Source organism: Streptomyces sp. ISL-12 (assembly GCF_018614415.1).
Lineage (GTDB): Bacteria > Actinomycetota > Actinomycetes > Streptomycetales > Streptomycetaceae > Streptomyces.
The window spans coordinates 1-25,317 of record NZ_JAGGOO010000015.1; the positions used below are offsets into that span (position 1 = coordinate 1).

At 70.9% G+C, this 25,317-nt stretch carries 27 protein-coding genes; 22 read left to right on the forward strand and 5 right to left on the reverse strand.

Translation table 11 applies throughout. The features are described from left to right. The first annotated feature begins 103 nt into the window (after positions 1-103). The 7 genes from hemL (at position 104) to ccsB (ending at position 7,888) form a co-directional block, all read left to right on the forward strand. A complete protein-coding gene (gene hemL / locus J7I94_RS04095) occupies positions 104-1,420 on the forward strand; it encodes a glutamate-1-semialdehyde 2,1-aminomutase (RefSeq protein WP_215165164.1) in 1,317 nt (438 codons plus the stop codon). After that, positions 1,417-2,109 (forward strand): histidine phosphatase family protein, encoded by a 693-nt coding sequence (locus J7I94_RS04100; RefSeq protein ID WP_215165165.1) that lies wholly within the window; start codon positions 1,417-1,419, stop codon positions 2,107-2,109. The genes hemL and J7I94_RS04100 overlap by 4 nt, the downstream gene beginning before the upstream one ends. 180 nt (positions 2,110-2,289) lie before the next feature. Continuing rightward, entirely contained in the window at positions 2,290-3,564 is a 1,275-nt protein-coding gene (locus J7I94_RS04105) for a hypothetical protein (protein WP_215165167.1), read from the forward strand. 66 nt (positions 3,565-3,630) lie between these two features. Beyond that, entirely contained in the window at positions 3,631-4,287 is a 657-nt protein-coding gene (locus J7I94_RS04110) for a TlpA disulfide reductase family protein (protein ID WP_215165169.1), read from the forward strand. Positions 4,288-4,300: 13 nt separating this feature from the next. After that, positions 4,301-5,071 carry a cytochrome c biogenesis protein CcdA gene (locus J7I94_RS04115; RefSeq protein ID WP_308114489.1) on the forward strand — a complete coding sequence of 257 codons (771 nt, stop codon included), beginning with the start codon at positions 4,301-4,303 and terminating at the stop codon, positions 5,069-5,071. Between the two features lie 4 nt (positions 5,072-5,075). Further along, complete coding sequence (locus tag J7I94_RS04120; protein WP_215165170.1) at positions 5,076-6,788, forward strand: cytochrome c biogenesis protein ResB; 1,713 nt, start codon at positions 5,076-5,078, stop codon at positions 6,786-6,788. Then, the gene (ccsB, locus tag J7I94_RS04125) at positions 6,785-7,888 is read left to right on the forward strand and encodes a c-type cytochrome biogenesis protein CcsB (protein WP_215165171.1); all 1,104 of its coding nucleotides are present in this window, start codon (positions 6,785-6,787) and stop codon (positions 7,886-7,888) included. The genes J7I94_RS04120 and ccsB overlap by 4 nt, the downstream gene beginning before the upstream one ends. A gap of 75 nt (positions 7,889-7,963) precedes the next feature. Here ccsB and J7I94_RS04130 read toward each other — a convergent pair whose 3' ends face one another. After that, positions 7,964-8,419 (reverse strand): nucleoside deaminase, encoded by a 456-nt coding sequence (locus J7I94_RS04130; protein ID WP_215165292.1) that lies wholly within the window; start codon positions 8,417-8,419, stop codon positions 7,964-7,966. Positions 8,420-8,902: 483 nt separating this feature from the next. Between J7I94_RS04130 and J7I94_RS04140 the strand changes: the two genes are divergently transcribed. From J7I94_RS04140 to J7I94_RS04160, 5 genes are all read left to right on the forward strand, one after another. Then, positions 8,903-9,853 (forward strand): helix-turn-helix transcriptional regulator, encoded by a 951-nt coding sequence (locus J7I94_RS04140; protein ID WP_215165172.1) that lies wholly within the window; start codon positions 8,903-8,905, stop codon positions 9,851-9,853. Continuing rightward, positions 9,816-9,929 carry a DUF397 domain-containing protein gene (locus tag J7I94_RS04145; protein ID WP_308114490.1) on the forward strand — a complete coding sequence of 38 codons (114 nt, stop codon included), beginning with the start codon at positions 9,816-9,818 and terminating at the stop codon, positions 9,927-9,929. Before J7I94_RS04140 ends, J7I94_RS04145 begins: the two co-directional genes overlap by 38 nt. A 266-nt stretch (positions 9,930-10,195) precedes the next feature. Further along, positions 10,196-11,020: a helix-turn-helix domain-containing protein gene (locus tag J7I94_RS04150; protein ID WP_215165174.1), complete on the forward strand. Its 825-nt coding sequence runs from the start codon at positions 10,196-10,198 to the stop codon at positions 11,018-11,020. A 17-nt stretch (positions 11,021-11,037) separates the two neighbouring features. After that, on the forward strand, positions 11,038-11,898 hold the full coding sequence (locus J7I94_RS04155) for a hypothetical protein (protein ID WP_215165175.1): 861 nt from the start codon (positions 11,038-11,040) through the stop codon (positions 11,896-11,898). Positions 11,899-11,971: 73 nt separating this feature from the next. After that, positions 11,972-13,759 carry a LamG-like jellyroll fold domain-containing protein gene (locus tag J7I94_RS04160; protein WP_215165176.1) on the forward strand — a complete coding sequence of 596 codons (1,788 nt, stop codon included), beginning with the start codon at positions 11,972-11,974 and terminating at the stop codon, positions 13,757-13,759. A 9-nt stretch (positions 13,760-13,768) separates the two neighbouring features. Here J7I94_RS04160 and J7I94_RS04165 read toward each other — a convergent pair whose 3' ends face one another. Next, positions 13,769-14,101 carry a PLD nuclease N-terminal domain-containing protein gene (locus J7I94_RS04165; protein ID WP_215165177.1) on the reverse strand — a complete coding sequence of 111 codons (333 nt, stop codon included), beginning with the start codon at positions 14,099-14,101 and terminating at the stop codon, positions 13,769-13,771. A 67-nt stretch (positions 14,102-14,168) separates the two neighbouring features. Here J7I94_RS04165 and J7I94_RS04170 point away from each other — a divergent pair, with 67 nt between their 5' ends. Then, positions 14,169-15,620: a menaquinone biosynthesis decarboxylase gene (locus J7I94_RS04170; protein WP_215165178.1), complete on the forward strand. Its 1,452-nt coding sequence runs from the start codon at positions 14,169-14,171 to the stop codon at positions 15,618-15,620. After that, entirely contained in the window at positions 15,617-16,522 is a 906-nt protein-coding gene (gene mqnP / locus J7I94_RS04175) for a menaquinone biosynthesis prenyltransferase MqnP (protein ID WP_215165179.1), read from the forward strand. The genes J7I94_RS04170 and mqnP overlap by 4 nt, the downstream gene beginning before the upstream one ends. A 24-nt stretch (positions 16,523-16,546) precedes the next feature. On the opposite strand, the gene J7I94_RS04180 is transcribed toward mqnP, so the two are convergent. Both J7I94_RS04180 and J7I94_RS04185 read right to left on the reverse strand, forming a co-directional pair. Next, positions 16,547-16,720, reverse strand: a complete 174-nt coding sequence (locus tag J7I94_RS04180; protein WP_215165180.1) for a hypothetical protein — start codon at positions 16,718-16,720, stop codon at positions 16,547-16,549. A 448-nt stretch (positions 16,721-17,168) separates the two neighbouring features. Continuing rightward, complete coding sequence (locus tag J7I94_RS04185) at positions 17,169-17,786, reverse strand: rhomboid family intramembrane serine protease (protein ID WP_215165181.1); 618 nt, start codon at positions 17,784-17,786, stop codon at positions 17,169-17,171. A 92-nt stretch (positions 17,787-17,878) separates the two neighbouring features. Between J7I94_RS04185 and J7I94_RS04190 the strand changes: the two genes are divergently transcribed. The 8 genes from J7I94_RS04190 to J7I94_RS04225 all read left to right on the forward strand — a co-directional run bounded on the left by J7I94_RS04190 (position 17,879) and on the right by J7I94_RS04225 (position 24,480). Then, a complete protein-coding gene (locus tag J7I94_RS04190; RefSeq protein WP_215165183.1) occupies positions 17,879-18,619 on the forward strand; it encodes a UbiX family flavin prenyltransferase in 741 nt (246 codons plus the stop codon). Positions 18,620-18,692: 73 nt separating this feature from the next. Next, positions 18,693-19,148 (forward strand): Lrp/AsnC family transcriptional regulator, encoded by a 456-nt coding sequence (locus tag J7I94_RS04195; protein ID WP_189423099.1) that lies wholly within the window; start codon positions 18,693-18,695, stop codon positions 19,146-19,148. A gap of 42 nt (positions 19,149-19,190) precedes the next feature. Then, positions 19,191-20,354 carry an aminofutalosine synthase MqnE gene (mqnE, locus tag J7I94_RS04200; protein WP_215165184.1) on the forward strand — a complete coding sequence of 388 codons (1,164 nt, stop codon included), beginning with the start codon at positions 19,191-19,193 and terminating at the stop codon, positions 20,352-20,354. A gap of 134 nt (positions 20,355-20,488) precedes the next feature. Continuing rightward, entirely contained in the window at positions 20,489-21,127 is a 639-nt protein-coding gene (locus J7I94_RS04205; protein ID WP_215165185.1) for a UdgX family uracil-DNA binding protein, read from the forward strand. A gap of 16 nt (positions 21,128-21,143) precedes the next feature. Then, on the forward strand, positions 21,144-21,668 hold the full coding sequence (locus J7I94_RS04210; RefSeq protein WP_215165186.1) for a GNAT family N-acetyltransferase: 525 nt from the start codon (positions 21,144-21,146) through the stop codon (positions 21,666-21,668). A 99-nt stretch (positions 21,669-21,767) separates the two neighbouring features. Beyond that, positions 21,768-22,067, forward strand: a complete 300-nt coding sequence (locus J7I94_RS04215) for a DUF4229 domain-containing protein (RefSeq protein WP_215165187.1) — start codon at positions 21,768-21,770, stop codon at positions 22,065-22,067. Positions 22,068-22,370: 303 nt separating this feature from the next. Then, positions 22,371-23,687 carry a dicarboxylate/amino acid:cation symporter gene (locus tag J7I94_RS04220; RefSeq protein ID WP_215165188.1) on the forward strand — a complete coding sequence of 439 codons (1,317 nt, stop codon included), beginning with the start codon at positions 22,371-22,373 and terminating at the stop codon, positions 23,685-23,687. 85 nt (positions 23,688-23,772) lie between these two features. Next, on the forward strand, positions 23,773-24,480 hold the full coding sequence (locus J7I94_RS04225; protein ID WP_215165190.1) for a TetR/AcrR family transcriptional regulator: 708 nt from the start codon (positions 23,773-23,775) through the stop codon (positions 24,478-24,480). Here the strand turns inward: J7I94_RS04225 and J7I94_RS04230 are convergent. Beyond that, complete coding sequence (locus J7I94_RS04230) at positions 24,468-25,316, reverse strand: MaoC/PaaZ C-terminal domain-containing protein (RefSeq protein WP_215165192.1); 849 nt, start codon at positions 25,314-25,316, stop codon at positions 24,468-24,470. The two genes, J7I94_RS04225 and J7I94_RS04230, sit on opposite strands and share 13 nt — an antisense overlap. Position 25,317: the final 1 nt, after the last annotated feature.

A 25,317-nucleotide genomic window follows, 5' to 3' on the forward strand; every position in this document is an offset into this window, starting at 1 on the left:
CCCCCGGCGCCACCCGCCCGCTGGCCTACCCTGAGGAGGTCACCCCCGCAACCGGAGTCCGAGAAGTCGGAGAAGGTCGAGAAGGTCGGAGAAGTCGCAGGTCATGAGCGAACTGGCATATCCATACGAAGCACCGGCCTCGCAGGCGCTGTTCGACCGTGCCGCGGCCGTCACGCCCGGCGGGGTGAACTCCCCGGTGCGGGCCTTCGGCGCGGTGGGCGGCACCCCGCGGTTCATGGTGTCCGGCACCGGGCCGTACCTGACCGACGCCGACGGCCGGGAGTACGTGGACCTCGTCTGCTCCTGGGGCCCGATGATCCTCGGGCACGCGCACCCCGAGGTGGTCGCCGCCGTACAGGAGGCGGTCGCGCGCGGGACGTCGTTCGGCACGCCCGCCGAGGGCGAGGTCGCGCTCGCCGAGGCCATGGTCGAGCGGGTCGCGCCGCTGGAGCAGGTGCGGCTGGTGTCCAGCGGGACCGAGGCGACCATGTCGGCGATCCGGCTGGCGCGCGGGTTCACCCAGCGCACCAAGGTCGTCAAGTTCGCCGGGTGCTACCACGGCCACGTCGACTCGCTGCTCGCCGCGGCCGGCAGCGGGGTCGCCACCTTCGCGCTGCCCGACACCCCCGGCGTCACCGGCGCCCAGGCGAGCGACACGATCGTGCTGCCGTACAACGACCTCGACGCCGTGCACGCCGCCTTCGCCGCCCACCCCGGTGAGATCGCCTGCGTCATCACCGAGGCGTCGCCGGGCAACATGGGCGTCGTACCGCCGCTGCCCGGCTTCAACCAGGGACTGAAGGACGCCTGCGCCGCCAACGGCGCGCTGTTCGTCTCCGACGAGGTGATGACCGGCTTCCGGACCAGCCGTGCCGGTTGGTACGGGGTGGAAGGCGTCGTCCCCGACCTGATGACCTTCGGCAAGGTGATGGGGGGCGGGTTCCCCGCCGCCGCCTTCGGGGGGCGCGCGGACGTCATGGCGTACCTCGCCCCGGCCGGCCCCGTCTACCAGGCCGGCACCCTCTCCGGGAACCCGGTCGCCACCGCCGCCGGTCTGGCCCAGCTCCGGCTGCTCGACGAGGCGGTGTACGACAAGATCAACGCCACCTCCGCCCAGATCCAGGGCCTGGTCGGCGAGGCGCTCGGCAAGGAGGGGGTGGCGCACACCATCCAGACCGCCTCCAACATGTTCTCCGTCTTCTTCACCGACGGCCCGGTGCGCAACTACGCGGACGCCAAGGCGCAGGAGTCCTTCCGCTTCACCGCCTTCTTCCACTCCCTCCTCGCGAACGGCGTCTACCTGCCGCCGTCCTCCTTCGAGTCCTGGTTCGTGTCCGCCGCGCACGACGAGCGGGCCGTGCAGCGGATCGCCGACGCCCTGCCGGCGGCGGCCCGGGCGGCGGCGGAGGCGACCGCATGAGCAGCGCCGACCGCGACCGCGACATCACCGTCGTCCACCTGATGCGGCACGGCGAGGTGGAGAACCCCGGCGGCGTGCTGTACGGCCGGCTGCCCGGCTACCACCTCTCCGAGCTGGGCCGGCGGATGGCCGACCGGGTCGCCGAGCACCTCGCCCCGCGCGACGTGACGTACGTCGTCGCCTCGCCGCTGGAGCGGGCGCAGGAGACGGCGACCCCGATCGCCAAGGAGCACGGGCTCGACCTGGACACCGACGAGCGGCTCATCGAGGCCGCCAACGTCTTCCAGGGCAAGACCTTCGGCATCGGCGACGGCGCGCTGCGCCGCCCCGCCAACTGGCGGCACGTGGTCAACCCGTTCAGGCCGTCCTGGGGCGAGCCGTACGTCGACCAGGTGGTGCGGATGAAGGCGGCGCTGGACACGGCGAAGGACCGGGCCCGCGGGCACGAGGCCGTCGTCGTCAGCCACCAGCTGCCGATCTGGATCGTGCGGTCCTACATCGAGCGGCGCCGCCTGTGGCACGACCCGCGCAAGCGGCAGTGCACGCTCGCGTCCCTGACGACGTTCACGTACCAGGGCGACCGGATCGTGTCGGTCGGGTACTCCGAGCCCGCCCGTGACCTCGTCCCCGCCCACCTCCTCGCCGGCGCCAAGCCGGTGAAGGGGAAGGGCAAGGCGTTCGGGGCCTGAGGGTCCGGGTTCCGGGTTCCGGGTTCCGGGTTCCGGGTTCCGGGTTCCGGGGCGCGGCCCAGCAGCCCAGCACTGCCCGCGGCGCGCACGTCACGAAATCCGCACGCATTTCCGGAACCCGCCCGTTCGTCGCGTCCTCTGACTGGGTGACCAGCACAGGACGTGACGAACGGGGACACCATGCCCACCACCACCCGCCGGATCCTCAGCCGCCGGAGCGCGCTCGGCCTCGGCGCGGGCGCCGCGGCGGCCGTCGGACTGACGGGCTGCGGCGGCTCCGGCACCTCGGACGGCCTGAAGCCGGAGGCGGCCGGTTCCCCCACCCGGCGGGCGCCGAGCCCGACCGTGACCGCCCGCCCCCTCGGCGACGGCTCCACGGAGTTCACCGGCAAGCAGCCCCACCAGCCCGCCGCGGCCGAGCCGCTGGAGCCGGGCCAGGCGCCGCCGCAGTTCGTGGTCTTCTCCTGGGACGGCGCCGGCGAGGTCGGCAACGGCCTCTTCCCGCGCTTCCTGGAACTCGCCGAGGAACACGACGCGCACATGACCTTCTTCCTCTCCGGGCTCTACCTCCTGCCCGAGTCGAAGAAGCGCCTGTACGAACCGCCGAACAACCCGCGCGGCGCCTCCGACATCGGCTACCTCACCGACGCCCACATCAAGGAGACGCTGAAGAACGTCCGCCGGGCGTGGCTGGACGGGCACGAGATCGGCACCCACTTCAACGGGCACTTCTGCGCCGGTTCCGGCTCCGTCGCCCACTGGACCCCCGCGCAGTGGCGCGACGAGATCGACCAGGCGAAGAAGTTCGTGACCGAGTGGCGGACCAACACCGGCTGGACCGACCTGCCCGCCCTCCCCTTCGACTACGACAAGGAACTGGCCGGCGGCCGCACCCCCTGTCTGCTCGGCCAGGAGAACCTGCTGCCCACCGCCCGCGAGCTGGGCTGGCGCTACGACGCCTCCTCGCCCGGCGGCCGGCAGGTGTGGCCGGTGAAGCGGGACGGGATCTGGGACCTGCCGTTGCAGCAGATACCTTTCCCCGGACATTCCTTCGAGGTCCTGTCGATGGACTACAACATGCTGGCCAACCAGTCCGTCAACTCGACCAAGGCGCCGCCCGCCAACTACCCGGGCTGGCGCGAGCAGGCCGCCCAGTCGTACATATCCGGCTTCCGGCGGGCCTACGAGACGAACCGCGCCCCCTTCTTCGTCGGCAACCACTTCGAGGAGTGGAACGGCGGCATATACATGGACGCCGTGGAAGAGGCGCTCCGGCACATCGCGCGCGAGAAGGAGAAGGGCGGCGACATCCGGCTGGTCTCCTTCCGGCAGTTCACCGACTGGCTGGACGCCCAGCGTCCCGAGGTGCTCGGCAAGCTGCGCACGCTGGAGGTCGGCACCGCGCCGGCCGGCGGCTGGAAGACCTTCCTGAAAGCGGCCCCCACCAGCGCCTGAGGTGCGGGTTCGCGGTCGCGAGGGGGGTGCGCAAGATCCTCGGAACGGACATGCGAAACTTTTCACATGAGTGCCGCCAGCCGTTCCCCCCTGGGTCCCTCGGGTTCCCGGGGCCCCCTGGGTTCGAACCGCACCACCGCCCGCGCCCGCCGCGCCGCCCTGGCCGCCGGTGCCGTCGCCGGCGCGCTGCTCGTGTCCGCGTGCGGCTCCGGCGGGACGTCGGGCGGTGGCGGCGACACCAACTACATCACCGGCGCGGACGGCGTCGCCACGGTGGACCAGGGCGACCGCACCGCCATCCCCGACCTCTCCGGCGAGACCGTCGACGGCGAGCAGCTCGACGTCGACGACTACCAGGGCAAGGTCGTCGTCCTCAACGTATGGGGCTCCTGGTGCCCGCCCTGCCGCGCCGAGGCCAAGAACTTCGAGAAGGTCTACCAGGACGTCAAGGACCAGGGCGTCCAGTTCGTCGGCATCAACACCCGCGACACCTCCACCGGCCCCGCCAAGGCCTTCGAGAAGGAGTACGGGATCAGCTACCCGAGCCTGTACGACCCGGCCGGCAAGCTGATGCTCCGCTTCGAGAAGGGCACCCTCAACCCCCAGGCCATCCCCTCCACGCTGGTCATCGACCGCGAGGGCAGGATCGCCGCGCGCACCCTCCAGGCCCTCAGCGAGGAGAAGCTGCGCAAGATGCTCAAGCCGGTCCTGGCGGAGAAGTGAGCGGGGAAGTGACGTGACCGCCGCCCTGTCCACCCTCGCCGCCGACCCCGGCGAGACCGTACGCAGCGGCGCGCTGCTGCTCGCCCTGCCGATCGCGCTCCTCGGCGGCCTCGTCTCCTTCTTCTCGCCCTGCGTCCTGCCCCTGGTCCCCGGCTACCTCTCCTACGTGACCGGGGTCACCGGCACCGACCTCGCCGACGCCCGCCGCGGCCGCATGGCGATCGGCGCGTCCCTCTTCGTCCTGGGCTTCACGGCGGTGTTCGTCTCCGGCGGCGCGCTGTTCGGGTTCTTCGGGCAGACCCTCCAGGAGGAGCGCTCCGTCCTGACCAAGGTGCTCGGCGTCCTCATGGTCGTCCTGGGTGTCTTCTTCATGGGCCTGATGCCCTGGCTCACCCAGCGCGAGTTCCGCTTCCACAAGCGGCCCGCGACCGGGCTGGTCGGCGCCCCGCTGCTCGGCGCCCTGTTCGGCATCGGCTGGACCCCGTGCATCGGCCCCACCCTCGCCTCGGTCCTGGCGCTCTCCTCCGACCAGGCCAGCGCCGGGCGCGGCGCCATACTGACCGTGGCCTACTGCCTCGGCCTCGGCGTGCCCTTCGTGCTCGCCGCGGTCGCCTTCCGCAAGGCGCTGGGCGCCTTCGACTGGGTCAAGCGCCACTACGTCTGGGTGATGCGGATCGGCGGCATCATGATGATCGCCACCGGACTGCTGCTGCTGACCGGCGCGTGGGACAGCATCGTGCAGCAGATGCAGACCTGGTCCAACGGCTTCACTGTAGGGATCTGACGCGATGAGCAAGACGACGACGGACGACTCGCGGAAGGCCGGTGACGACCAGGAACTGGGCGCCGCCGGCTCCCAGCTGTCCACCGCCCCCAAGGAGGAGGCGCCGACCCTGCCCGCCATGGGCGTCATCGGCTGGGCGCGCTGGTTCTGGCGGCAGCTCACCTCGATGCGGGTGGCGCTGCTGCTGCTCCTGCTGCTGTCGCTGGGTGCCATCCCCGGCTCGCTGATCCCGCAGGACGGCACCGACCCCACCAAGGTCGACCAGTTCTACCAGGACCACGAGACCCTCGCGCCCGTCTACGAGAAGCTCGGGCTCTTCCACGTCTACAGCTCGGTGTGGTTCTCGGCGATCTACATCCTGCTCTTCGTCTCCCTCATCGGCTGCATCGTCCCGCGCACCTGGCAGTTCGTCGGCCAGCTCCGCGGCCGGCCGCCCCGCGCCCCCCGCCGCCTGACCCGGCTGCCCGCCTACACCACCTGGCGCACCGGCACCGCGCCCGAGGAGGTCCGCGAGGCCGCGCTGAAGCTGCTGAAGCAGCGCCGCTTCCGCGCCCACCTGGACGGCGACGCCGTCGCCGCCGAGAAGGGCTACCTGCGCGAGGTCGGCAACCTCGCCTTCCACATCGCGCTGATCGTGATGCTGATCGCCTTCGCCTGGGGCCAGCTCTTCAAGTACGAGGGCAACAAACTGGTCCTGGAGGGCGACGGCTTCTCCAACACGCTCACCCAGTACGACGACTTCAAGTCCGGCAACCTGTGGTCGCAGGACGACCTGGACCCGTTCAGCTTCACCCTGAAGGACTTCAAGGGCACCTACGAGACCTCCGGCCCCAACAAGGGCACCCCGCGCACGTTCGAAGCGAGGATCACGTACAGCGAGGGCGCCTACGGCAAGGAGAAGTCGACCACCGTCAAGGTCAACGAGCCGCTGGAGATCGACGGCTCCAAGGTCTACCTCGTCAGCCACGGCTACGCCCCGATCGTCACCGTCAAGGACGCCGACGGCAACGTCGTCGTCGACCACGAGGCGTACGCCCTGCTGCCGCTGGACGCCAACGTCACCTCCTCCGGCGCCATCAAGGTGATGGACGGCTACCGCAACGCCAAGGGAGAGAAGGAGCAGCTCGGCTTCAACGCGTTCTTCCTGCCGACCTACGGCGGCGCGGGCTCGACGATGCTCTCCACCTTCCCGGCGCTGCTCAACCCGATGCTCGCGCTCTCCGCCTACCACGGCGACCTCGGCGTGGACTCGGGCATCCCGCAGAGCGTGTACCAGCTCGACGACAAGAACCTGAAGGAGTTCAAGGACTCCGACGGCGAGCTGTACAAGAAGCAGCTCAAGGTCGGCCAGACCATGCAGCTCCCGGGCGGCAACGGCTCGGTCACCTTCGAGGGCATCCAGGAGTGGGCCGGCTTCCAGGTCACCGCGCAGCCCGGCAGCGGCTGGGCGCTCGGCGGCGCGCTCGTCGCCATCTTCGGCCTGGCCGGCTCCCTGTTCATCCAGCGCCGCCGGGTGTGGGTGCGGGCCGTCGAGGGCCCCGACGGCGTCACCGTCGTCGAGATGGCCGGCCTCGGCCGCAGCGAGTCCGCGAAGCTCCCCGAGGAACTCGGCGACCTCGCCGGTGTCCTCTACGACCGGGCGCCCGGCGCCCCCGACACCGACACCGATCCCGAAACCGAACCTTCCGCACCTGCCGAGAGGGCTGAGAAGAAGTGACTCTCGCCGACGCGACCCAACTGGCCGCAGCGACCAACGAGAACCTCGCGAACATCAGCAACACGCTGATCTACTCGTCGATGGCGGTCTACACCCTGGCCTTCTTCGCCTACATCGCCGAGTGGATCTTCGGCAGCCGCAGCAAGGTCGGACGGACGGCCGCCGCGCTCACCGCGCAGGAGAGCGCGGGCGCGAAGGCCGGCCCCGCCGTCACCGTGCAGAAGGCCGGCGGCACCGCCGTACTGGAACGCCCCAAGGTCGTCGTCCGGTCGGCGGCGAGCGCCCGCGACGTGCCGGACGGCCCCGGCGCGGCCGGCGGCACGGAGCAGGGCGACCTCTACGGCCGTATCGCCATCTCCCTCACCGTGCTCGCCTTCCTGATCGAGTTCGGCGGCGTGCTCACCCGGGCGCTGTCCGTGCGGCGGGCGCCGTGGGGCAACATGTACGAGTTCTCCATCACGTTCTCGACGGTCGCCGTCGGCGTGTACGTGGTGCTGCTGCTCCTGAAGAAGAACATCCGCTGGCTCGGCCTGCCCCTGATCACGACGGTCCTGCTCGACCTCGGCCTCGCCGTCACCGTCCTCTACACGGCCAGCGACCAGCTCGTCCCCGCCCTGCACTCGTACTGGCTGTACATCCACGTCTCCACGGCGATCCTGTGCGGCGCGGTCTTCTACGTCGGCGCGGTCTCGACGGTGCTGTACCTGTTCAAGGACTCCTACGAGAACAAGCTCGCCTCCGGCGGCACCCCCGGCCGCTTCGCCGACTCCGTCCTGGACCGGCTGCCCTCGGCCGCCTCCCTCGACAAGTTCGGCTACCGCGTCAACGCCGCGGTCTTCCCGCTGTGGACGTTCACGATCATCGCGGGCGCCATCTGGGCGGGCGACGCCTGGGGCCGCTACTGGGGCTGGGACCCCAAGGAGACCTGGTCCTTCATCACCTGGGTCGCCTACGCCGGCTACCTGCACGCCCGCGCCACCGCCGGCTGGAAGGGCCGCAAGGCCGCCTACCTGGCCCTGGCCGCCTTCGCCTGCTGGCTGTTCAACTACTACGGCGTCAACATCTTCGTCTCAGGCAAGCACTCCTACGCGGGAGTCTGACCCCCTCCGCACACCGAAGGCCGGCCCATGACGCGCGTCACGGGAACCGGCCTTCGGCGTACGGACGGGGACCCGTCACTCGGTCTCACCGATGTCCTCGTGCCACAGTCCGGGGTTCCGTGCGATGAAGTCACGCATCATCGCCGTACAGCCGGCGTCGTCCAGCAGCACGATCTCCACACCGTGGCCGGCCAGCCAGTCGTGCCCGCCCTGGAAGGTGGCCGCCTCGCCGATCACCACCCGGGAGATCCCGAACTGCCGGACCAGCCCCGAGCAGTACCAGCACGGGGACAGCGTCGTCACCATCGTCGTCCCCCGGTACGACCGCTGCCGTCCCGCCGCGCGGAAGGCGGCGGTCTCCGCGTGCAGGGAGGGGTCGCCGTCCTGGACGCGCCGGTTGTGTCCGCGCCCGAGCAGCGTGCCGTCTGCCCCGTAGAGGGCGGCCCCGATGGGAATGCCGCCCTCCGCGAGCCCGGCGCGGGCCTCTTCGACGGCGGTGGTGAGCCAGGAGCGTGCGTTTTCTCGGTCCATGCCGTCAACTGTGCCGTGTTCGCTCCCCTGATGCCGGTCCAGGAGCACGTCGGCGTCGGTCACGGCGCTGGCGTCCCCGACCGCCCGCGCGTGGTCGCGCCGCTCGGCCAGGTCGGCGCAGGGGGCGCAGCCGGGGACCGGGACCGGTGGCCGGTCCCGGTCCCGCGCCGTGCCGACGCCGGAACGGCCGTTGGCGGCCCGGACGCCGGCGAGCATCCGCTCCTCCTGCGTGGCCGGACGCACCGCCGCCGGGTCGGCCTGCCACTCGCGGCCACCGCCGACGGGGCGGAGCATCACGTGGGGACCGAGGCGGTCCCGGTACTCGCCGACCTGACCTCGCTGCGGGTCGTAGACCAACGCTCCTACTTCCATGCCGTTCCCTCTCATTACTGTGCGTGTAACGAGCGTTGCGCAGGGGAATCATCGGGAGCAATGCTGTGCACGTGACACTGGTCCACTGTCACGGCGGGGGGAGGGGCTGGGGTGAGTCGGCGTAATGCGGAGGGGGCGGCCTCGGGTGCCACCACGGCGGCTGTCTTCGGTGAGGTGCTCCGGCATTTCCGGGAGGCTGCGGGCCTGACGCAGGCCGAACTGGCGAGACGCGTCCACTGCGACCGGTCGCACGTCGCGCGGGTGGAGGCGGGGACGCGGGTGCCCCAGGACACGTTCGCCAAGGCGTGCGACGAGTTGCTGGGCACGGGCGGGGTGCTGCTGCGGCTTTGGCGGCGGATCGACTGGTATCCGCAGGTGGAGCATCCGGATTGGTTCGAGCGCAGGGCGCGCATGGACGCGGAGGCGGTGGTTGTCCGGGCGTATCAGACGCAGGTGATTCCCGGGTTGTTGCAGACGCCTGAATACGCGACAGCGCTCTTCGGCCGACGGCTCGCGCAACCGGACGATGTGGAAGACCGGGTGAGCGCTCGACTGAGCCGACAGCGGCGATTCCTTGAGAAGGGCGGCCCGTTCTACCTTGCTGTCCTGGACGAAAGTTGCCTTCGGCACGTGGTGGGTGGCCCGGACGTCATGCGGGGGCAGTGTGAGCATCTGCTCGCCGTCGGGCGCCTGCCCAACATCCGTATTCAAATCGCGCCGTTGGGCTGGGCGGACATCGACCGCCCCGACACCTCCCTGTCGCTGATCGAACTCCCCGGTGGGCAGCGGTGGGTGTACTCGGAGTCGTTGGACCGGGGCCACTTCAGCGATGATCCGGCCGTCTTCATGCACCACACCCGGACATATGATGTGCTCAGGGCGGACGTGCTGTCGGCGCCCGAGTCCGCGAGTCTGATCCGTGACGTGTTGGAAGGATACGAGGCCGATGACCAGCCATCAGCTCCGCACCGTGACGTGGATCAAGAGCAGCTACAGCGGCGCCAACGGCGGCGACTGCGTCGAGGTGGCCCCCGGATTTATGGGCGCCGTCCCCGTCCGTGACAGCAAGAAGCCGGACGGCCCCGTCCTCCTGCTGAACCGTTCCGCCTGGGCGGCGTTCACCGCGTCGCTGCGCTGACGTACCGGGACGCGGATTTCCGCGTTGCGGTGTCGCGGGCGATTACCCATCCAAGTACTTCGGGGAAAAAGAACCCCACCAAGCCCCACCCCTCCCGCCCGTGAGGCGGTCTCACTCGGGTGGGTGAATGTCGGCGGTCTGGCTGGATTTCCGGCCCTCAACTCCCGCACGCTCAGGGCGACAAGACCGCAGACATGCGTCGGCCCCCGCCGGGACTCACGATCCCACTGCGAGGGCCTGACCACCGAGGAAGTGAGCGCTTCCTGATGGGTACCACCGACCTTACCGCGCCGCCGCACACCGGGGGCGTAATCCACGACAATGTCCGCCACACCGCCAACTTCACGGTGGTCGGCAACCACCTCGCCCAGCACCCGGAGTTGTCGCTGCTGGCGATCGGTCTGGGCCTGCACATCCAGTCGCTGCCCACGGGGCGGAACGTCGACATCAAGAGCCTCACCGCCCGCTTCAAGGAGGGCGCGACCCGGATCGCCGGCGCCCTGCGTGAGCTGGAGGCCCACGGCTACCTGCGTCGCGAGCGCGAACGCACCCCGACGGGCCGGATCGTCACCCGGACCGTCTCCTGCAACCACCCCGCCGCAGCCGCCGCCCGTCGGCACCGCCGCCCGGCGCCGTCTCCGGCCCCGGAACGGCGACACGCGCCCCGGACGCCGAAGAAGCGCGCCCTGCCCGCCGTACCGCAGCCGAGCCGCAAGGCCCCGGCGCTGCTCCAGCAGGCCACCGACCTCCTCGCCGGCCTGCGCCACCACGACTCCCGCCTCCTGCTGTCCGCCTGCGACACGGCCCACCTGGCCCCCGCCGTCGCCGCCTGGCTGGAACGGGACGTCACCCCCACCGCCGTACGCCACGCCCTGACCGACGGCCTCCCACCCGAGGGCGTACGCCGCCCGGCCGCCCTCCTGGCCCACCGCCTGACGGCGCTGCTGCCACCCCCACCACCGTTCCGCACCCCGGCCGCACCACCGCCGGTCGTCCACCCCCTGCGCAACTGCGACGGCTGCGACCGCAGCATCCGAGCCGCAGAACCCGGCACTCGCTGCCGCGACTGCCGAACGACAGCCCAGCACTGAACCCGTAAAGGAACCTCATGGTCAGCCCGCCTCACGAGGCGATGCACCGCATCTTCCAGCACGACCCGGGGCTGTTCAGCCGGGTCTCGCGGTACCTGGGCGTGGAGATCCCCACGCCCGTCAGCGCGACAGCCCTGCCGACCGACCTCACCGAGACCAGCCCCGTCGAACGCCGCGTCGACACGCTGCTGCGCTTCGAGACGGCCGAACAGGGCCCCTTCCTCCTGGCCGTGGAGGCACAGGGCAAGAAGGACCCGGACAAGCCCGCGAGCTGGGCCTACTACGTCTCGTACCTGTGGACGAAGTACCGGGTGCCGACGGCTCTGCTGGTCGTGTGCCAGGACCATGCCACGGCGAAATGGGCTCAGCAGCCGGTGCACAGCGGGCCGCCCGAGCTACCCACTCTCAGACTCCAGCCCTTGGTCGTCGGCCCGCACAACATGCCCGTGATCGTCGACCCGGAAGAAGCCCGCGCCGACCTCTTTCTGGCCAGCCTGGCGGCCATCACACACGCCGCAGACACGTCCGTGAATGCGATACTGAAGGCCCTTGCCACAGCGCTGCGGGACGTGCCCGAAGGCATCCTGGACCCAATCGTCGAATTCACCGCGCAGGGCCTGGGCAACCGCCCGGTCAAGCACCTCTGGAGGAACCTGGTGGCCGTGGACCTCTCCTTCTACAAGTCCTACATCTTCGAAGAAGTGCGCGCTCAGAGCCGAGCCGAGGACGTTCTGCTCGTCCTGGAGCAGCGCGGGCTGACCATCTCCGATGGCGTCCGCAGCCGTGTCACGGAGTGCGACGACCCCGAGGTTCTCCGCCGCTGGCTCACCCGCGCCGTCACCGCCCCCACAGCCGAAGCGATCTTCGAAGGCGAGTAGGTCAGTCGGATGTTCGACCGACCTCTATGCTGGGCCTCCCGCTCAGAGGTCGGTCGTACGCCGGGAGGCACGTGTGTCAGCGCTGGAGCCGGACGATCCGCGCTCTGTCGGGGAGTACCGGCTGCTGGGGCGGCTGGGTGCGGGCGGTATGGGCCGGGTGTACCTCGGCCGGTCGCCGGGCGGACGGCTCGTCGCGGTCAAGGTGGTGCACGAGGGGCTGGTGCGGCGGCCGGAGTTCCGGGACCGGTTCCGGCGTGAGGTGCAGGCGGCCCGGATGGTCAGCGGCGCGTTCACCGCGCCGGTCATCGACGCCGATCCGGACGCGCCCCTGCCGTACCTGGTGACCAGTTACATCGCCGGGCCGTCGCTGGAGCAGGCGGTCGCCGAGCGGGGGCCGTTCGACAGCAGGGCGGTGACCGCGCTCGCCGCCGGGCTGGCCGAGGCGCTGATGTCGATCCACGCCGCCCACCTCGTCCACCGCGACCTCAAGCCCTCCAACGTGCTCCTCGCCGAGGACGGCCCCCGCGTCATCGACTTCGGCATCGTCCGCAGCGTCGAGGCCGAGTCCATCACCACGACCGGGCAACTGGCCGGCTCCCCGGGGTTCATGTCCCCCGAGCAGATCAACGGCGGCGAGGTGACCCCCGCCAGCGACGTCTTCTGTCTCGGCGCGGTGCTGGCCTTCGCGGCGACCGGCCAGAACCCCTTCGGCGGCGGACCGACCCCCGCCCTCCTCTACCGCGTCGTGCACAACGCCCCCGACGTCGGTGCCGTCACCGACCCGGCCCTGCGCGCCCTCGTCGCCGACTGCCTCGCCAAGGACCCGGCCGCCCGCCCGACCCCGCGCGTGATCCTCACCCGGATCGGCCCGCAGGGCGGAGAGGGGGCGACGGTCCTGTCCTACGGCGGCCAGTGGGCGCCGGAGGCGGAGGCGGGCGCCTGGGAGACCGGGCACGCGCGGCCGGCCCCGGCCGGGCCGATGCCGCAGGTCCGGCACGCCGATCACCAGCCCACCCTCGTCGCCCCGGCGCCCGCCGCGACCCGCGTCCAGGCCGCGCCGCCCCCACCGCCACCGCCCCCGCCCGCGAGCCGCAGCAGACGGGCCCTGCTGTTCTCCGGCGCCGGAGCGCTCGCCGCGATCGGTGTCGGCACCGGGTTCTGGCTCAACCGGTCGGCCACGCCCGGCCGCAGCGCCGCCGCCGCGTCACCGACGCCCAGTCCCTCCGCCTCCGCGTCCGCCTCCGCCGGGAGCGGCGTACGGCCCGTCGGGCACTGGCTCCTCGACGAGACCTCGGGGACCGTCGCCCACGACACCCAGGGCGGCCACGACGGCACCACGACCGGCGTCACCTGGCAGACCGGCGACGGCGGCGGCGCGACGTTCGACGGGAGCACCGGACAGATCGTCACCGACGGGCCGGTGCTGGAGACCGGGACGGGCCGTAGTTTCACGGTCGCGGCCTGGGTCCGCCTCACCGCCGTGCCCGGCACCTTCGCCACCGCCGTCAGCCAGGACGCCGACAGCGCCAGCGGCTTCTACCTCCAGTACTCCGGCACGGACCAGAGATGGGCCTTCTCCCGCCCCGGCCTGCGGGCCGTCGGCCGCACCGCGCCCACCGGGGGCGTCTGGACCCATCTGACCGGCGTCTGCGACGGCACGAACCGCAGGCTGCGGCTGTATGTCGACGGGGTGGAGGAAGCGGTCGTCGAGGACACCGCGCCGACCCCGTCGAACGGCGCGTTCGTGATCGGCCGGGCCTGGTACGACGGGAAGCCCACGGACTTCTTCCCGGGCACCGTCAGAGACGTACGGGTCTTCGACCGGGCTCTCGCGCCCGCCCGCGTCACGGCCCTCATGTGACCGGAGCGGTCAGTCCCCCTTGGGGTCCTCGTCCCGGTCCCCGCCCCCGTCCCTGCCCTTGTCCTCGTCGAGGGACTTGAGGAAGTCCGGGTTGTCGTCGGGGGCGACCCACTGGCCCCGGCCCCCGCCGCCGCCCTGGAACCGTCCCGGTCCGCCGGCCGGCTGCCGCTTCTTCCCCGCGATGATCCACGAGATCGAGCCGGCCAGCGGGAAGAGGAGCACGAGGATCGCCCACAGCGGCTTGGGCATGTGACGGACGTCCTCGTCCTTGGTGCTGATGCAGTCGATGAACGCGTAGACGCTCAACGCCAGTGGCACGAGGAACATCAGCACCCGCAGCATGGGGCCTCTCCAGCGAAAGCGGTGGGCGGTACGGGTTCAGCGTAGCCGCTCGGGGATACTGGACGGCATGGCTTACGACGATCTTCGCTCCCTGCTCAGGGCACTGGAACGCGAGGGCGACCTCAAGCGTGTCAAGGCCGAGGTCGACCCCTACCTGGAGGTCGGGGAGATCGTCGACCGGGTGAACAAGGCCGGCGGCCCCGCCCTGCTCTTCGAGAACGTCAAGGGCTCCGACATGCCCCTGGCGATGAACGTCTTCGGTACCGACCGACGCCTGCTGAAGGCGCTCGGTCTCACGTCGTACGAGGACATCTCCGACAAGATCGGCGGGTTGCTGAAGCCCGAGCTGCCGCACGGGTTCGTCGGGGTGCGCGAGGCGTTCGGCAAGCTCGGCGCGATGGCGCACGTACCGCCGAAGAAGGTGAAGGAGGCGCCGGTCCAGGAGACCGTGCTCACCGGCGACGACGTCGACCTCGACCGCCTCCCCGCGCTCTTCACCTGGCCCAAGGACGGCGGTTCCTTCTTCAACCTGGGCCTCACCCACACCAAGGACCCCGAGACCGGCATCCGCAACCTCGGCCTCTACCGCCTCCAGCGCCACGACAAGCGCACCATCGGCATGCACTGGCAGATCCACAAGGACAGCCGGAACCACTACCAGGTGGCGGCGAGGCGGGGCGAGCGGCTGCCGGTCGCGATCGCCTTCGGCTGCCCGCCGGCCGTGACGTACGCCTCGACCGCCCCGCTCCCCGGGGGCATCGACGAGTACCTGTTCGCCGGGTTCGTGCAGGGCAAGCGGATCGAGATGGTCGACTGCAAGACGGTCCCGCTCCAGGTCCCGGCGGGCGCCGAGGTCGTACTGGAAGGCTGGCTGGAACCCGGCGAGATGCTCCCCGAGGGGCCCTTCGGCGACCACACCGGCTTCTACACCCCGCAGGAACCCTTCCCCGCCCTGACCATCGACTGTGTGACGATGCGCAAGCGTCCGCTGCTCCAGTCGATCGTCGTCGGCCGCCCCCCGACCGAGGACGGCCCGCTGGGACGGGCGACGGAACGCTTCTTCCTCCCGCTCCTCAAGATCATCGTGCCGGACATCGTGGACTACCACCTCCCGGAGGCGGGCGGCTTCCACAACTGTGCGATCGTGTCCATCGACAAGAAGTACCCCAAACACGCCCAGAAGGTGATGCACGCCATCTGGGGCGCGCACATGATGTCGCTGACCAAGCTGATCGTGGTCGTCGACTCCGACTGCGACGTCCACGACCTGCACGAGGTCGCCTGGCGGGCGCTCGGCAACACGGACTACGCCCGTGACCTGACCGTCGCGGAAGGCCCGGTCGACCATCTCGACCACGCCTCCTACCAGCAGTTCTGGGGCGGCAAGGCGGGCATCGACGCGACGAAGAAGCTTCCCGAGGAGGGGTACACCCGGGACGGGGGCTGGCCGGACATGGTGCTGCCCGACCCGGAGACGGCGGCGAAGGTCGACCGCCGCTGGAAGGAGTACGGACTGTGACGTCGGCTTCCGCCGCGCTGCCCCGGCAGCCGGGGCGTACCAAGGCGTTCCTGCGCCTGGTGATGATCGAGCACTCGGTGTTCGCGCTGCCCTTCGCCTACATCGCCTCGCTCACCGCGATGTACCAGTGGGACGAGAACATCCACTGGGGCCGGCTGCTGCTGGTGACCATCTGCATGGTGGGCCTGCGCACCTTCGCGATGGCCGTCAACCGGATCATCGACCGCGAGATCGACGCCCGCAACCCGCGCACCGCCCACCGCGAACTGGTCACCGGCGCGATGTCGGTCAAGCACGCCTGGACCGGCGCGATCGTCGCGGTCGTCGTCTTCCTGGGCTCGGCGGCCCTGCTCAACCCGCTCTGCCTCGCCCTCGCGCCGGTCGCGGTGATCCCGATGGTGGTCTACCCGTACGGCAAGCGGTTCACCAACTTCCCGCAGGCCATCCTCGGTCTCGCCCAGGCGATGGGCCCCATCGGCGGCTGGCTGGCGATCACGGGTGAGTGGTCCTGGGACGCGGTGATCCTCGGCCTCGCGGTCGGCATCTGGATCGGCGGCTTCGACCTGATCTACGCCTGCCAGGACGTCGAGACCGACCGCGAGGTCGGCGTCCGCTCGGTCCCGGCCCGGTTCGGCGTCCCGGCCGCGATCTGGGGCGCGCGGGGCTGCCACACCGTGACGACGGCCCTCTTCGTCTGGTACGCCCTCGCCACCGGCGCCGGCACGTTCTTCTGGCTCGGCCTGCTGATCGTCGCGGGCGCGTTCGTCTACGAGCACACCATCGTGCGCCCGAACGACCTCTCCCGCCTCAACCGCGCCTTCTTCAGCGTCAACGGCTTCATCGGTATCGCCTTGTTCGTGTGCGCGCTGCTGGATCTGCTGGTGCGGGGGCTGACTCCCTGACGGCCGGGCCCCGGGCGGTCGGGCTCAGTTCACGGTTCTGGCGATGATGTGCACACTGACCCGTAGAGGTGTGGGCCAGTTGACCTCGCCGCGAACGATCACGGTGTCATTGTCCTGCGGCACCACGTTGTGGAGGGTCATGACCGCCTCCCCGAGGAAGGGCCTGTCCTGCGCGTCGATCTCAGCGATGGATTCCACTACTTCGCTGAAGCGGTTGACGCCTTGCGCGTTGAGGGGAGCGTGAACATCCCCTGCTTGCCGGAAAGATGGAACGCGTAAGCCACGAATTGCGTGACCGCACGGGGAGACACGGACACAGGTGCGATCAAACCTTCATTCGCCGCATCAGACATTGCGGTGGCCCTCCTGACCGGAAAAGTAAACCGGCGTCCTGTATTTACCCGTAGGGTCCAGAACGAGACAGATGATCCTCTGATCGGCCTAAGTGAGGGCCGGTCGGATGGCGGACCGCTGCGGGCAGGGCGGTGGCCGCAGACCGCGCGGACCGGATGAGGTGGCGAGCGAGCTCGTGACCCGTGACATGCGGCACGGGAGTGTCATCGATCCGCTCGGGTGAGCGGATCGATGACACTTGGCGAGCTTTTGTCAGGCGTTTCTGTGTGGACTGTCCTGTCCCGCTGACCCGTCAGGCCGCCGGTATCCGGGTCCGTCCCCGGCGCCGGAAGGCGAACGCCGCTGCCGCGCCCGCCGCCAGGCCGATCAGGTGGCCCTGCCAGCTGATGCCGGACTGGGTGGGGGCGAGGCCCGCGAGCAGGGAGCCGCCCCAGACCGCGGCCACCAGGACCCCGGCCAGGACGCCCAGCGGGCGGCGCTCGACGAAGCCGCTGACCAGCAGGAAGCCGAAGAGGCCGAAGATCAGGCCGGAGGCGCCGGCCGTGTTGGTGTCCGACGGGGAGACCAGCCAGACGCCCAGCCCGTCCGCCACCACGACGGCCGCGCAGACCGCGAGGAACCGGCGTATCCCGCCCAGCGCGGCGAGGAAGCCGAGGACCAGCAGCGGCACGCTGTTGGCGGCGACGTGGGCGAAACCGAAGTGGACGAAGGACGCCGGGACGACGTCCGCCAGCTCCGACGGGGTGCGCGGGACGATGCCGAAGCGGTCCAGGGCGTGACCGCTCGCCACGTCGGCCAGTTCCAGGAGCCACAGCAGCGCGACCCAGGCCGCCATCAGCTTGGCCGCGGCCTTCGCCCGGTCGCCGCGCGGCCATTCCGGCCTGCGCGTCCCCGATGCCCTGCCCGTCATGTCAACCCCCGCCGACTCACCCGTCCCCTCCGGACAACGCCCGGACCCCCTTGGCCGGTTCCCGCCCCACGGCTGCCGATAGGCTCGGTACCGTGAACCCAGTCAAGCCAGGAGAGACGGCGCGTACGCCTTGGATCGTAGGGGTGTCAGGTGCCTCCGGCACTCCGTATGCCGCCTCCGTGCTGCGCGCTCTGCTCGCCGCGGGCGAGAGCGTCGACCTGGTGGTCAGCCGGGCCTCGCGGCTCACCCTGCTCGACGAGACCGGCATCTCCTTCCGGGACGCCCACTGGCGTGACGACCTGCGGGAATGGCTCGCGCGCGGCGCCGACGGCAAGCCCGGTACCTTCGCCGTCGACCTCGACGCGGTGCGGTACTGGAACGCCGGGGACCTGGCCGCCGGGCCGTCCTCCGGTTCGTACCCGGCCAAGGGCATGCTCATCGTGCCCGCGTCGACGGCGTGCGTCGCCGGGGTCGCGCTCGGCCTGTCGAAGGACCTGTTGCAGCGGGCGGCGAGCGTCACCCTGAAGGAGGGGCGCAAGCTGGTCGTGGCCGTCCGGGAGACCCCGCTCAACGGGCAGACCCTCCGGCACCTGGTGGCCCTGGACGACGCGGGCGCCGCCGTGGTGCCCGCCTCGCCCGCCTTCTACGCGGGCGCCACCCACATCCAGGACCTGGTGGACTTCGTCGCCGGCCGGGTCCTCGACGCGGCGGACGTACCGCACCGGCTCTACCGCCGCTGGGCGGGCGAACTCGGCGGCGGGTCCGGGTCCGGTTCTGGTTCCGGTACCGGTACCGGTACCGGTACCGGAACCGATTCAAGTACGCCCCTCTGAGGCCCCACCCTCATCCCCCCCACATACACAACTCAGAATTCTTCGAGATCCACATATCGGAAGGCTTCGATCCATGGACGCGGTGGACAGGCAGCTCATCCAGGCCCTGCGGGAGAACGGCCGGGCCTCCTACGCCGAGCTGGGGCGCCTCGTCGGTCTGTCGGGACCCAGCGTCACCGACCGCATCAACCGCCTGGAAGCGGCCGGTGTCATCACCGGCTACCGGGCCACGGTGGACGCCGCCTCGCTCGGCCTGGGCGCCGTCGCCCTGATCGGCATCTCCCTCTCCGACGCCGCCGACCACGAGGACGTGGCCCAGCGGCTGAAGGAGCTGCGGGAGATCGAGGACTGCTGGTTCATCGCCGGCGACGACTCCTACATGCTCAAGGTGCGCGCGACCGACGTGGACGGTCTGGAGCGGATCATCCGCCGGCTGTCGGGGACCAAGGGCGTCTCCCGGACCCGTACCACCGTCGTGCTCTCCACCAAGTGGGAGAACCGGGTGGGCGAGCTGCCGGACGAGGTCTAGACAGGCGTACGGTTGGTCGAGTTGTCGGAGAAAGGTGTGGGTATGGACGTCGGGCTCAAGCGCGAGCTGGAGGAGAAGGTCCGCTCCGGTGAGCGGCTGACCCGCGAGGACGGCATCGCGCTGTACGAGTCGGACGATCTGGCCTGGCTCGGCGGCCTCGCGCACGAGGTGCGGACGCGGAAGAACGGCGACGTCGTCCACTTCAACGTCAACCGCCACCTCAACATGACCAACGTGTGCACGGCGTCCTGCGCCTACTGCTCCTTCCAGCGCAAGCCGGGGGAGAAGGACGCGTACACGATGCGCATCGAGGAGGCGGTGAAGCTCGCCAAGGAGATGGAGAGCGAGAACCTCACCGAGCTGCACATCGTCAACGGGCTGCACCCGAATCTGCCGTGGCGGTACTACCCGCGCTCGCTGCGCGAGCTGAAGGCCGCGCTGCCGAACGTATCGCTGAAGGCGTTCACCGCCACCGAGATCCACCACTTCGAGACCATCTCCGGGATGTCGGCCTCCGACATCCTCGACGAGCTGATCGACGCGGGTCTGGAGTCCCTGACCGGCGGCGGCGCCGAGATCTTCGACTGGGAGGTCCGGCAGCACATCGTGGACCACCGCACCCACTGGGAGGACTGGTCCCGCATCCACCGGCTGGCGCACGAGAAGGGGCTGAAGACCCCGTGCACCATGCTCTACGGCCACATCGAGGAACCGCGCCACCGCGTGGACCACGTGCTGCGGCTGCGCGAGCTCCAGGACGAGACGGGCGGCTTCCAGGTCTTCATCCCGCTGCGCTACCAGCACGACTTCGTGGACATGAAGGACGGGAAGGTCAGGAACCGGCTCCAGGCGCGGACGCAGATGGCGACGGGGGCCGAGGCGCTGAAGACCTTCGCCGTCTCCCGGCTGCTGTTCGACAACGTGCCGCACGTGAAGGTCTTCTGGGTGATGCACGGCGTGCAGACCGCGCAGCTCGCGCTCCAGCACGGAGCCGACGACATGGACGGGTCGGTGGTCGAGTACAAGATCACCCACGACGCGGACAACTACGGCACGCCGAACAAGCTGACCCGCGACGACCTGCTCGACCTGATCCGGGACGCCGGGTTCCGGCCGGTGGAGCGGAACACGCGGTACGAGATCATCCGGGAGTTCGACGGCCCCGACCCGGCGCGCCGGGACGCGCCGCAGCCGATGCGGGTGTGATCTCCCGTCGCCGGGTGCGGGTGGTTCGTGGCTGAGCGCGCCGTTCCCCGCGCCCCTGGAGGTACGTCCACCGCGCGTACCTCCAGGGGCGCGGGGTTGTGTCCATGTGCGGCTCCGGCGGGTACCCGGCCCCCATGCCCCCCGAGGACGACTACACGGCCCAGCCCTTCGTACCGGACCACGGTGGCCTGACCGCCCTCCGTGAAGCCGCCGCCGGCTGCCGGGGCTGCCCCCTGCACAGGGAAGCCACTCGGACGGTGTTCGGCCGGGGCGACGCCCACGCGCGCGTGATGCTCGTCGGGGAGCAGCCCGGGGACCAGGAGGACCGGCAGGGGGAACCCTTCGTCGGGCCCGCCGGCCGGCTGCTCGACCGGGCGCTGGACGAAGCCGGCCTGGACCCGGCGGACGCGTACGTCACCAATGCCGTCAAGCACTTCAAGTTCACGCGGGCGGAGCCCCGCAAGCGCCGGATCCACAAGGCGCCCACCCTGCGCGAGATGACCGCCTGCGGCCCCTGGCTCGCCGCCGAGCTGGCGCTGGTCGAACCCGAGCTGATCGTGGTGCTCGGCGCGACCGCCGGCAAGGCGCTGCTGGGCTCCTCGTTCCGGGTCACCCAGGTGCGCGGCACGGTGCTGGAGGAGGAGATCCACGGGCGCCCGGAGCGGCTGGTGCCGACCGTGCACCCCTCGGCGGTGCTGCGCGCGGACGACCGGGAGGCCGCCTACCAGGGGCTGGTCGCGGATCTGACGGTGGCGGCACACGCGCTGGGGTAATAGTTACCATTGCGCCGTGCCTCTTACTTTCACTCTCGACCCGGCCGTCACGACCGACCTGCGTGACGGCGTCCTCGACCTGTGGACGGACGTGTCCAACGCGGGCGGCTCCGTCGGCTTCGTGCCGCCGGTGACGCGGGAGACGGTCCGCCCCGAGCTGGTCAAGCACCTGGTGGCCATGGCGGAGGGCCGTACCCGGCTGCTGGTCGGGCACGACGAGGAGAGGCGGGTGGCCGCCACCGCGTTCCTCACCCGCAACACCCACCGGCTGATGACCCACTGGCTGTGGCTCTACACCGTGATGGTGCACCCCCGGTACCAGGGCCAGGGGTACGGCCGTGACCTGCTGGCCGCCGCCGCAGACGCGGCCCGCTCCCTCGACGGCATCGAGGCGATACGCCTGACCTGCCGGGGCGGTCTCGGCCTGGAGCGGTTCTACGCCTCCTGCGGCTACAAGGAGGTCGGCCGCGTCCCCGGCGCGATCCGCGTCTCCCCCGGCGACGACCGCGACGACGTGATCATGCTGCTGCCGCTGAGCTGACCCCCGTACCGCCTCCCGTACCCCCGCTGACGCGCGGGCGCCCCGGCGTGCTTCACTGGACGGTGCCTCTTTGTGCCGGAAACGGAAGTGTGGATTGAGATGCTCCGCTACACGCTGATGCGCCTCGGGATCTTCGTGGGCTGCCTCGTGGTCGTCTGGGGCCTCGTCTACGCCGGGGTCTTCCCGAGCGCCCTCGGTGACTCCAACGGCATGTGGATCGTGCTGCTCGCCCTGGTGATCTCGGCCCCGATCAGCTTCGTGGCGCTGCGCGGCGAGCGCGACCGGGCCTCCGTCCAGGTGGTGAACAAGGTGGACCGCATGAAGGCCAACCTGGAGGCCAACCGCAGTCAGGAGGACGGCGTCGACGACGCGTCCCGGGCGCAGGGCCAGACCTCGTAGCGGCAGAGCGACACGCGCGCAGCGCACGAGCGCCCCGGTGATCGCCGGGGCGCTTTGCGTTGTGCGGGAGAAGGTGGCCGGAAACCTCTCAAAGTCAGGCTATGGGCCTCTCAAAGTATTGGTGTTAAAGTCGGATGCATGAAGTCTGCAGCCGTGTCCCCTCTGCCCGTGAGCGTCCCGCTCGTGGCGCGGCTGCACGTGGACCTCTGCCGGTGCGCGTCCGCAAGCTGTCGCCCCTGACGTCCCCCGCTTCCCCCCTTCCGTGACGTCGGCTCAGCGCGTCCCGTCCCCCTTCAACGGAGCATGTCCGTGTCCTCACGCACGCAGTCCTTCAAGGTGCCCTTCTGGGCCCAGATCATCGCCGGTCTCGTCCTGGGCGTGCTGCTCGGCTGGCTCGCCCGCAGCCAGGACGTCTCCTGGCTGGTCACGACCCTGGAGAAGGTCGGCAGCATCTTCATCGGCCTGCTGAAGCTGGCCGTCGCCCCGCTGGTCTTCTTCGCGATCCTGGTCTCGATCACCAACCTCAGGAAGGTCAACAACGCGGCGCGCCTGGCGACCCGCACCCTCCTCTGGTTCATGATCACGTCGCTGATCGCGGTGGCCATCGGCCTCGTCATCGGCCTGGTCACCAACCCCGGTGCCGGCACCGGACTCACGCCCAAGGACGGCTCGGTCCCCGACCACACGGGTTCCTGGCTGGACTTCCTCACCGGCATCGTGCCGACCGACGTGATCACGCCGTTCACCGAGCTGAACGTGCTCCAGATCGTCTTCATGGCCGCCGTCGCCGGTATCGCCGCCCTCCAGCTCGGCGACAAGGCCAAGCCGATCCTCACCCTGAGCGAGTCCGTCCTCGAACTCCTCCAGAAGGCCCTGTGGTGGGTCATCCGCCTCGCCCCGCTGGGCACCGTCGGCCTGATCGGCAACGCGATCGCCACGTACGGCTGGGACCTGATCGGCAAGTACGCGACCTTCACCGCCGACATCTACGTCGGCTGCGCGATCGTCCTCTTCGTGGTCTACCCGGCGCTGCTCGCGGGCGTCGCCAAGGCCAACCCGCTGCAGTTCTTCAAGGGCGCCTGGCCCGCGATCCAGCTGGCCTTCGTCTCCCGCTCGTCGGTCGGCACCATGCCGCTGACGCAGAAGGTCACCGAGCGGCTCGGCGTGCCGAAGGAGTACGCGTCCTTCGCGGTGCCGTTCGGCGCGACGACCAAGATGGACGGCTGCGCCGCGATCTACCCGGCGATCGCCGCGATCTTCGTCGCGCAGATCTTCGACATCCAGCTGGGCGTCGGTGACTACCTGCTGATCGCCTTCGTCTCGGTGGTCGGCTCCGCCGCCACGGCCGGTCTGACCGGCGCGACGGTCATGCTGACCCTGACCCTCTCCACGCTGGGCCTGCCCATGGAGGGCGTCGGTCTGCTGCTCGCCATCGACCCGATCCTGGACATGATGCGCACGGCCACCAACGTGGCCGGCCAGGCGCTGATCCCGGTCATCGTCTCGGCCCGCGAGGGCCTGCTCGACCGCGAGGCGTACGACAAGGCGCACAGCTCCCCGATCGACGAGCCGGAGCCCGTACGGGACCGCGAGCCGGAGCAGGTGCCGGCCGCCGCGTAGCTTCGCGGCGTATCGGAGCGTATACGGATGTATCGGGCGTACGGCCCGGGCGGGAGTGCTCCGCCCGGGCCGTACGCTGATGCGTATGGGTGTGGGTGTGGGCGCGGGCGCCGGAAGAACCAAGCGGATGCCGCGGGCCGTCCGGGAGCAGCAGATGCTGGACGCCGCCGTGCGCACCTTCGCGCGGCGCGGTTACCGGGCCGCGTCGATGGACGAGATCGCCGAGCTGGCGGGCGTGTCCAAGCCGCTGGTGTACCTGTACCTCAACTCCAAGGAAGACCTCTTCACCGCCTGCATCCGCCGCGAGGCACAGGCGCTGACCGCGGCGGTGCGGGGCGGGGTGCGCCGCGGGCTGCCCGCCGACGGGCAGCTCTGGTCCGGGCTGCGGGCGTTCTTCGACCACACCGCCCGCAATCCGGACGGCTGGGCGGTGCTGCACCTCCAGGCCCGCACGCACGGCGCCCCGTTCGCCGCCGAGGTCGCCGCGATGCGCGAGGAGATCGTCGCGTTCGTGACGGAGCTGATCGCCGCGGCGGCCCGTGAGGCCCACCGTGACCCCGACCTGCCCGGCCACGAGGTCGCGGGGCTCGCCGAGGCGCTGGTCGGCGCCGCCGAGTCGCTCGCCGACTGGGCGGGTGCCACCGAGGGCGTCACCGCCAAGCAGGCGGCGGCGACCCTGATGAACTTCGCCTGGGCCGGGCTCGGCGACCTGATGGCGGACCGGCCCTGGACCGCGCCCGACGACGCCGACGAGAACGAGGGCGCGGGGGAGACGGTCGCTCAGGCCGGGTAGACGCTGCCCGTCAGGTGGACGCGGTCACGCGGGCCCCGCAGTTCGAACCGCCCGCCCCGCGCCCCGTACACCACCGTCCCCGGCAGCGGCACCGGTGCCCGGAACTCCGCCCGCACCCTGACCGCGTCCGGCGTGCCGTGCTCCGCCAGGCAGCGGGCGACGGTCCACATGCCGTGCGCGATGGCCCGCGGGAAGCCGAACAGGCGGGCGGTGAGCGGGTGGAGGTGGATCGGGTTGTGGTCGCCGGACGCGGCGGCGTAGCGGCGGCCGGTGCCGCCGGCCGGGTGCCAGGTGGCCCGGACGGGGAGCGGCTCGGGCTCCTCGCGGGCGGCTGAGCGGGCGGCCGCGGGGGCGGCCGGGTCCGTCCGGTGCCGGGCCAGGTACGTACTGGCCGACTCCCATACGACGCCTGCGCCGGCCCGCACCTCGGTGACCACCGTCGCCTCGGTGCCCCGCCGGTGCGGTGCCAGCCCGGTGACGGACACGGCGAAGTCGTACGCCGCGTCGGCCCGCAGCGGTGCCCGCCGGGTGATGTCGATCGACGTGTGGACCAGGCCGAGCAGCGGCAGCGGGAAGTCCCGGGCGCTCATCAGCCGCATGGCCAGCGGGAACCCCATGACGTGCGGATACGTGACCGGCAGGGTCTCCTCGCCGGTGGGGAAGCCGCAGACCCGCTCGTACGCCGTCAGCCGGGTCAGGTCGGCGCGCAGCCGGGGCAGCAGCAGCCGGGTGGGCGGGAAGCCGGCGTCCGGGCGGGGGCGTTTGAAGGGGGAGAGCAGGGCGCCCCGGGCCAGCAGCGGGGGCAGGGCGGGGACGGTCGACAGGGTGCTGGTCATC